Below are 3,707 nucleotides of genomic sequence, written 5' to 3'. Positions count from 1 at the left end.
GCTCCGGCAATGACGAGGATGAAGGTGGTGACGAGAACGATCTTTGTATGGACAGAGAGACGTTTTTCCAGACCGCGTAATCGGAACGTGATCTCATGGAGGACAACAAAACCGATACCGCCAAGCAGGATAAGCCCGATTATTGTACCATTAACGATGTAGTCGCCTTTGTAGTTCATCAAACTGTCGGAAAAAAGGGAATATCCGCAATTGTTGAAGGCAGAAACGGCGTGATATATAGAGAAATACAGGGCCTGCCAGAAAGGAAAATCATGGATAAAGCGTATCAGAAGAAAAAATGTTCCTATCGATTCAATGACAAAGGTAAAGATAAAAACAGACCTGAGTATTTGATAGAAGTTAGTTTTCGAACTATGCAGGAATGTTGTCTGTACAATCTCTCTCCCCTTGAAAGAGACATTGAGGCCCATCATGCCGAAAAAAAACACGGAAAAGGTTATAATGCCCAGCCCGCCGCATTGGAAGAGGACGATGGTTATGATCTGGCCCGTCAAAGAAAGGTCTTTTCCGATATCAATAACCGTAAGTCCGGTCACACAGACTGCTGATGCCGAGCTAAAAAGGGCATCGATAAAGGTAAGCTGGTCTCTGGCGGCAGAGAAGGGGAGCCAGAGAAGAACAGCGCCGATGAGAATCACCAGTGCAAAACTTATAATGAAAATCCGGGCCGGCGAGAGGATTTTTGAAAAGATGATCCTTATTGTAACGAGAGGGTTTTTTACCATAAGCTGCACATAGGTTTTGAATAGTAAAATGTTACACCATTATCTTTTTCAAATTCAACCATTAGTTAAGTATTTTTTAAGTTACCATTTAAGTTACTTTTGTTCATTTATTGCAGTTTACTTCAGGATTGAGGTATAAACTGGTGAAATAATTGCAGCAGTGTCTAATTTTCGTTGACATATCCTTTTGAATATATATTATAATTGTATGCAGAAAATGCTATTGTAGAAGGGGAATCATGGAAAAACTCACCATTGTCACGAGGAGAAGGAAGGCTCAGCAGCAGGGTCAGGATTCGCCGGTCAACACGATTGAATCGGTCCCGAAGGAACAGGAGATTCAGGAAGTATCGAATGTGCCGAACCTTATGTTGCCGCCGAGTTTCCATATCCATGATGGTGATAACCTCATCTTCAAAGAGGTTACCGGTGATGAAGAACAGATATTTTCTATTGAGCTGACGCCACAACAGTCGCAGGTTGTCCAGTCAATGAACTTAATAAAAGATCTGGTAGGCGGGAAGCATCAGGGTGTCAAGATATCGATGGAGGAGGCTGAAGGCGGTAAGACTGCCTTTAATTTTCATTTCAAGCCTGTTTATACCACGAGGATGCTCAACTCCAAAGATGTGGCAACGATGCTCCAGATAAGCAGGAGCTTTCTCTACAAACTTGTGAGACTGAAAGAGATAAAGAGTTACAAGATAGGGAAACTGAGGCGTTTCTTACTTGAGGACGTTATAGATTACCTGAGTGGCAATATACAGTTATAGGGAGCAGGGAGGTTTATCGTAGATGACGACAGAAGTAGTTGCAACGAAGTCTTTTCCCGCCATAGAAGGAGGTCAACTACATGTATACTGAATACTGGGGTCTTAAAAAGCCACCATTTGATAATGTGCCGGACCCGTCGATGTATGTGGAATCCCACGCATCGGTTGAAAATACGATAGCCGAGACTCTTTTTGCAATAGAGGAAGGGAATGAGTGCCTCACCGTTATTGTCGGCGATGTAGGCCTGGGTAAAACCCTGTCGTTAAGGATGATCCTTGATTCACTGGATCACGAGAAATACAAGATTGCCTTTGTCACGAACCCCGATATGTCCTTTGTCCAGCTATTAAAGGAGATCATAGGTCAATTGACGGGAAAACAGTGCGAAAGAAGGGGCAAGGTCGATCTCCTGGAGACTTTCAACAAACTTTTATTTGAGACGATCGATGAAGGGAAAAAGGTGCTCATATTTATAGACGAGGCGAATGCCATATCTCCGGCCAATCTGGAGAGCCTGAGGCTCCTTACGAATATGCAGGATGATACAAGGAACCTTTTTACCATAGTCCTGGCGGGACAGATGGAACTGGCAAGCAGGCTGGAACATCCGAAACGGGCCAATCTTTTTCAGCGTATCGGAACATACAACAGGATTGACAAGATAGAGTCTGAGGAATTGGTCAGGAACTACGTTGAGACACGGGTGAAACTGGCAGGTGGAACAAGGAACATTTTTACCGATGACGCGATCCACTGGCTCTGGGAATACTCTGACCACGGAGTGCCCCGCCTTGTCAACAAGATTGCCAAGTTATGTCTGAAGGCAGGAGAGACGAACCGCTTCGATACCATCATAGGCGATGTGGTAAAGCAGATTGGTGAGCGTTTTGAAAAGCTGACAGGTCCTGCTATCCAGAAGAGAAAGAGCAGAGAACGGCCGACGCCTCAGGCGCCCCGTGAAGAGATTGTAACGGAAAAGGATAGAAAGAAAAAGATATTGCCGAAAGAGGCAAAAGCAGAGCACGTTGCACCGCCGCCTCCGCCACCTGAGGAAGTTGTACGGGAAGTAGTGGTAATACCTCCGGAACCGCAGGTCACTATCCCGCCGGCTGAAGAAAAGATACAGGAACCCCTTGCAGAAGTACCGCCACCACCGGCCGCAGAGCCTCCGCCACCACCGGCCGCAGAGCCTCCGCCACCACCGGCTGCAGAGCAGCCACCAACGCCACCGCCCCCCGAAGCTCCTCCGGAACCACCGGATGAACCGGATGTGGCAACTATCGCTGGATTTAAGATCAAGATCGACATCCCACCCCATATCCTTGAGCAGACACAGTCTGCAAATACCGAACACCGGAGAAAGATCGCAGGGGTACTGGCCGCACAGACGCTTGAAAAGAATCCCCAGTTAACAGCTTCACCGTCTGTTGACCCGGTATCGATATGGAGCGAGATCCTTAATGTGATAATGAAAAAACTGGGGTCCTAAGGCTGTAGATTCTCTTCAAGGCCTTTCAGCATCTGAAGGGCTTTTGAATTTTTCGGATTAATTGAGAGGATAAAATATAATCTTTTCTTGATCTCTTCTGACTTTTCACTGATGAAGTTTTCCAGATTTTTCTCATATTCCAGGCGGGCAAGGTTAAAGTGGGCCTCCTCCTGGAAGTTGTTCAGGTTCAGTGATCGCCTATAGGCAGTTATAGCCTCGTCATCCTTTCCCATTTCCTCGTAGATGGAGCCAAGATTATTCCACGCGTCCGCGTTCCGGTCGTCCAGTTCCAATACCCGTCTGAAACACTCCAGCGATTTGTTGTATTCTCCATGCTGGATGTAGAGGTTGCCGAGATTAAATAAGGCCTTGATGTGGTCCGGGTCTATTGCAATAACCTCCTGGTACTGTTCCATGGCCTCGTCAAACATATCGTGCCTGTCATACATAACGGCAAGACAAAAATGTGGTGACGCTGTACCGGGATCTACCTCGATGGCCTTTTTCCAGAGGCTGATCGCGCCATTGTAATCACCCTGAAGATCGGCGATGTTGGCAAGATTGACGAATGCCTCGGGGTCGTTCGGATTTAGCTGGAGAGCCTTCTGGAACATCTGCTTGGCGCTGCCGAATCTCTCCATCTTTTCATAGACGTACCCCAGATTGTTGTATGCCTCGATGCTATCCGGTTCCAGTTG

At 46.7% G+C, this 3,707-nt stretch carries 4 protein-coding genes; 2 read left to right on the top strand and 2 right to left on the bottom strand.

Translation table 11 applies throughout. The features are described 5' to 3' along the window. On the bottom strand, nucleotides 1-746 hold a 746-nt coding region (locus PHU49_15645), incomplete at its 3' end, for a potassium transporter TrkG (protein ID MDD5245442.1). 239 nt (nucleotides 747-985) lie between these two features. Between PHU49_15645 and PHU49_15640 the strand changes: the two genes are divergently transcribed. Further along, a complete protein-coding gene (locus PHU49_15640; GenBank protein MDD5245441.1) occupies nucleotides 986-1,519 on the top strand; it encodes a helix-turn-helix domain-containing protein in 534 nt (177 codons plus the stop codon). A gap of 80 nt (nucleotides 1,520-1,599) precedes the next feature. Further along, complete coding sequence (locus tag PHU49_15635) at nucleotides 1,600-3,009, top strand: AAA family ATPase (GenBank protein MDD5245440.1); 1,410 nt, start codon at nucleotides 1,600-1,602, stop codon at nucleotides 3,007-3,009. On the opposite strand, the gene PHU49_15630 is transcribed toward PHU49_15635, so the two are convergent. Further along, on the bottom strand, nucleotides 3,006-3,707 hold a 702-nt coding region (locus PHU49_15630; protein MDD5245439.1), incomplete at its 5' end, for a tetratricopeptide repeat protein. The genes PHU49_15635 and PHU49_15630 overlap by 4 nt on opposite strands.

The organism is Syntrophorhabdaceae bacterium, from assembly GCA_028713955.1.
Classification (GTDB): domain Bacteria; phylum Desulfobacterota; class Syntrophorhabdia; order Syntrophorhabdales; family Syntrophorhabdaceae; genus UBA5609.
The sequence above is the reverse complement of the archived record's forward strand: the minus strand, read 5'-3'. Positions and strand labels throughout refer to the sequence as shown.

Bases quoted from the DNA above. Each gene is read 5' to 3' on its own strand.
- PHU49_15640 (MDD5245441.1), top strand. From the start codon at position 986: ATGGAAAAACTCACCATTGTCACGAGGAGAAGGAAGGCTCAGCAGCAG.
- PHU49_15635 (MDD5245440.1), top strand. From the start codon at position 1,600: ATGTATACTGAATACTGGGGTCTTAAAAAGCCACCATTTGATAATGTG.